We start from the raw sequence: 4,741 nt of genomic DNA, 5'->3' as shown, positions 1-4,741 counted from the left end.
CGACATGGCCGCGCTCCAACCGGACTCGCACACCGGCCTGGTGGCCTCCGATTCGCTGAGCATTCCCTTCTACGTCCCGCTGTCCGACTGGCAGGACACCGACATGTCCGCGGAGAGCTTCCTCCGGGCCCATCTCGAGTCGCTGCTCAGCCCGGCCAACTACCTGGTGCGCAACTTCGACCGGCTGGTCGCCGCCGGCCGGTTCCTCCTGGTGCTGGACGGGTTGAACGAGCTGCCCGGCAGGAAGGCACACCGGCAGGAGGGCTGCCACGAGAACCAGGAGCCCGACGGGCTCGACGCGCTGCGCCCCCGGGCGGTCGGCAGCATCGACCCGCGCGAGCGGTCCCTGCGCGACTTCGCCCAGGCCAGGGCGTTGCGCACGCATTTCGTGCTGTCCTGCAGAAGCCATGAGTACTTCGACTCGCTGCGCTGGCAGGTCATTCGGGTGCTGCCGATGAACGCCACGCAGATAGACCGGTTCATCGACGCCTATCTCGAACCCGACAAGGCGCTGCCGCTGCACGAGTCGATGCACTCGAACACGGCGCTGGCCGACATCGCGACCAATCCCTTCTTCCTGGCCAGCATCATCGAGATCTATCGTCCGGGACTGCGGCTGGAGAGCCGCGGGCAGATCATGACCCTGCTGCTTCGGGGGATGCTGGAACGGGACTGGCTGCGGAGCGAGCGGGGCGACGCCACCGATGTCGAGGACATCCTGCAGGAACGATCACGCATGGTGCGCACGGTCGGCCGCGTCGCGTTCGGGATGCTCGACGCGAGAAGGGTCGGCAACCAGGCGCCGATAGGTGAGCTGCGGGATCGGGAGCGCACCGCCGTCCAGGACATGGCGAATACCGGATTGCTGTTCGAGCGGGACGGCGAATACTACTTCCGGCACCAGATCGTGCAGGAGTTCTTCGCCGCGATGGCCCTGCGGACCAGAACGGTGCGGAGGCGACCGGCCAAGCTGCTGGTCGACGCGCGATGGTCGGAGGTCGTCGCGCTCTGGTACGACCTGGAACCCGAACCGGTGTACCGAAAGGTCGTGCGATCCCTGCGGGCGCACAATCCGCCATGGCGGTTTCCACGCAGCCACGGCGGCGCCGCATTGGCTTTCTACCAGTTCACGACCAGCCTGGTGTTCGTGGTCTTCGCGAGCCTTTACATCGCCGACCTCATCCTCGGTCCGGCGCGCGCGCTGCCGCTGTTGTTCGGCTGGGTCTCGGTCAATCCGCTGGTGATCCTCATCGTGCTGCTGGGAATACGAATTCCCTGGAGCTGGCTGGCGTGGAACCGGCGGGTGATTCCGAATGCGGCGTACGTGCTGACGCTGACCCAGCGCCCGTCCGCCATTGCCGAGATCGTGTCCGTGCAGCGCCGGCTGTTCCACCAGGAACGCGTCGAGGTCGCCAAGTCGGTGGCCAGGATGGGTCCCGTCGCGACGCCGATCGTCGTGCAGGGCCTGCGGAGCAAGAAGTGGCGCATCCGGGCGGGCTGCGTGCGGATCCTCGGCGAGATCACGTATGTCCATCCGGAGGACACCGCGGCCGCCGACGCGCTCATCGCCGTCGCACACGTCGACGATCCGAAGGTCTCCCGCTCGCTGGCCGAGGCCCTTATCCGATGCCGTGATCCGCGCACCCCGGAAGCCGTGACCGCGCTGATCGAACGATCCCGCAACGACAACCCGCTCGTCGCGCAATACCGGTTGCAGCCACTCGGGGAGGAAGCGCGGGTCCTGGATTCCAGCTGGACCCAGGACGTCGTCGTGGCCAAGCTCGAGACGTTCTCCAGGCCGGAACGGACGCTCATCGAACGCCAGATCTCCCTGCGCCTGATGGGCGCGCTGCGGTTTCCCGGCACGGAGGAGCGGCTCCGGGCGGTCGCCGCCAACCGGCAGGAGCCGCCGCCGATCCGCCAGGCCGCGGTGGTCGGACTGGGATTCATCCAGAGCCAGGAGGCCGTCAAGTGGCTGCTCTGGCTGGCCTCACTCCCGGGTCTCGAGCAACAGGTCGCCAACGCGGTTCGCGGGCTGCGGAACCCGGAGGTCGTCGGCGTTCTGACCGACCCGCCGTTCCAAATCCCTTGGCAGATCAGGATCGCGGTGGCGGCCGCGCTCGGGTCGATCAAGTCACCCGCCGCGCTCGCGGGACTGTTCGCCATGGCCGAGGACGACGACGAAGACGTGCGCACCGCCGTCGCGCGGGCGCTCGGCGGCGTCGGCGAGGCGGACGCGGTGCCGGTGCTCGCCGCCCTCGCCCGCGACCCCAACGGCGGGGTCCGGTCGGCGGCACTCGAGGCGCTGCACGACAACTACGCGGACCTGGCGGGCCCCGAGCTGCTGGCGCTCGCGGCCGACCCGACCTACAAGGACCGGCTCCGGCTGATCCGGCTCATCAGCAGGCGGCCGACGGCCGGCACCAGGGACGGTCTGCAGCGGCTCGCTGGCGACCTGGACAGGTCCGTGCGCAGCGCGGCCCAGCGTGCGCTGCGCCGGCTCGATGCCCAGGCCCGCAGGCGTGGCCGGCGCCGATCGGCCTGGCGCCATCCGATCGCCGCGTTGCTGGCGTACCTTTCCAGCATTTTTCACATCAACGGCATTCGCCAGATGTTCCGCGACGAAAAGGCGGCGGGCACGCCCGGCAGTCAGATCTACTACAACATCCAGAAGCAGGTCAGCGCGGACGCCGAGCTCACGAGGCGGTACCGGGCGACACTGCAGCTGGTGCTGTATTTCTTCTTCGCCATGTACGTCACCGCCATCATTCTGTTCTTCCTGATGCTGCGGGCACTGCTCCTGATGGCGGGAGTCGCGCTGGACAACTGGAAGATACTCGTCGGCGTCCTGGTGCTCAGCGCCGTGACACAGTTCCGCCGGCTCGACGACGTCCGCGTCCTCGGCCGGATGGTGATCGCACTGCGCTGGCTCAGCGGACTGGCCGCCGTCGTCATCCTTACCGGCCTTGCCATCTACATCTGGTGGATATGGCTGACGATCCTGCTCGTGCTGGCCCTCATCGGCGCCGCGAGCGCACTGTCGGCACGGCGCCGGCGGACAAGGCGGTGGCGGCAATCGGCCGCGCTGGCCATGGTCGCGGCCGATTCCGCACGCGTCGCCGAGCCATTGCCCGAGCCGGAACCGAAGCCAGAGCCGATGATCATGGCTGGCACCGGGGCGGGCGACCAGAGCGTGGTGAGCGCGCATCCGACGTTCGGCTCTTCCGACGTGGTCGGTGATGAGCAAGACTCTCGCTGATCGGCCGCCAACCAAGCGGCCACGCGAGCGGCAAGGAGTGGGCGTGTCCATCCTGAGGAAACTGACGGCCGTGACGCTGGCGCTGGCCACCGCGGTCGTCGGGCTGACGGCGGCGGTACCTGCCCAGGCGGAGCCCGACATCGTCGACCGGCTCAGAGCGGTGCCGGGGTTGACCATCGTGTCGGAGGAGGCGGCACCGGCCGGGTTCCGGTTCTTCTTCCTGACCTACCGGCAGCCGGCCGATCACCTCAACCCGCAGGGGATCACGTTCGAGCAGCGCTTCTCGTTGCTGCACAAGGGAACCGACCGGCCGATGGTGCTGCACACGACCGGGTACGACATGCCGGAGTTCGCCTTCCGCTCCGAGCCGACGCGGTTGATCGACGGTAACCAGATCTCCACCGAGCAGCGGTTCTTCACCCCGTCGCGGCCCGACCCGGCCGACTGGACGAAGCTGACGATCTGGCAGGCGGCCACCGACCACCACCGCCTGATCCAGGCGCTCAAGCCGATCTACAATCAGAAGTGGATCTCTACCGGGGCGAGCAAGGGCGGCATGACGTCGGTGTACCACCGGCGGTTCTATCCGCGGGACATCGACGGGGTGGCCGCGTACGTGGCGCCGAACGACGTGGTCAACCGGTCCGACGAGGCCTACGAGCGATTCTTCGACGTCGTCGGCAACGACCCGGCGTGCCGGACGGCGCTGAACAACTTCCAGCGGGAGGCGTTCAGCCGGCGAACCGACCTGGTCAACATGTACGAGGCCTACGCGGCGGCGAACGGGCTGACCTTCAACCAGGTCTTCGGGTCGGCCGACGCGGCGTTCGAGTTCGCCGTGCTGGACAGCCGCTGGGCGTTCTGGCAGTTCCTCGGCCAGCCGTTCTGCCCCGACGTCCCGCCGACCACCGCGTCCACGCAGGAGATCTTCGACTTCGTTGACGCGACCGCGGGCTGGGCCTTCTACGCCGACCAGGGCATCCTGTTCTACGCGCCGTACTTCTACCAGGCGGCGACCCAGCTCGGCTGGCCGCAGCTGAGGTTCCGGCACGTCCGGGACCTGCTGCACTACCCGGGCCTGTACAACGAGGCCAACTCCAGCCTGCCGAGGGATCTGCGGTCGCGGCACGACGCCTGGCCCATGATCGACGTCGACAACTGGGTGACCAAGAGCTCGAGCCAGATGCTGTTCGTGTACGGGGCGAACGACCCGTGGGGCGCCGAGCCGTTCCACCCGAGCGGCAACGACTCGTACACCTACACCGCGCCCGGTTCCAACCACGGCGCCAACATCTCCAGGTTGACGGCGGCCGACAACGCCGCGGCCACGGCCACACTGCGGCGGTGGGCCGGGGTGAGCGTCTCGACGTTCGCGGCACAGTCGTTCATCCCGGAGCTGGACGTGCGGAACCCGGACACGCAGCGGCGTCCGCTGTAGCTCCACGGAGGTTCTCGCCGAACGGGTGGATCACCGCGGTGGTC

Annotated in this window: 2 protein-coding genes; both read left to right on the top strand. The window is 68.3% G+C overall.

What is annotated here, in order from left to right; genetic code table 11:
- A partial coding sequence (locus VGX25_RS17560; protein WP_326918883.1) for a HEAT repeat domain-containing protein occupies positions 1 to 3,259 on the top strand: 3,259 nt, incomplete at its 5' end.
- Between the two features lie 43 nt (positions 3,260 to 3,302).
- Positions 3,303 to 4,697, top strand: coding sequence for a S28 family serine protease (locus tag VGX25_RS17555; protein WP_326918882.1), 1,395 nt, complete (start codon positions 3,303 to 3,305; stop codon positions 4,695 to 4,697).
- Positions 4,698 to 4,741 lie beyond the last annotated feature (44 nt).

It is taken from the genome of Actinophytocola sp. (genome assembly GCF_035942955.1).
In the GTDB taxonomy this organism is placed as follows: Bacteria; Actinomycetota; Actinomycetes; order Mycobacteriales; family Pseudonocardiaceae; genus DASYTH01.
The sequence above is the reverse complement of the archived record's forward strand: the minus strand, read 5'-3'. Positions and strand labels throughout refer to the sequence as shown.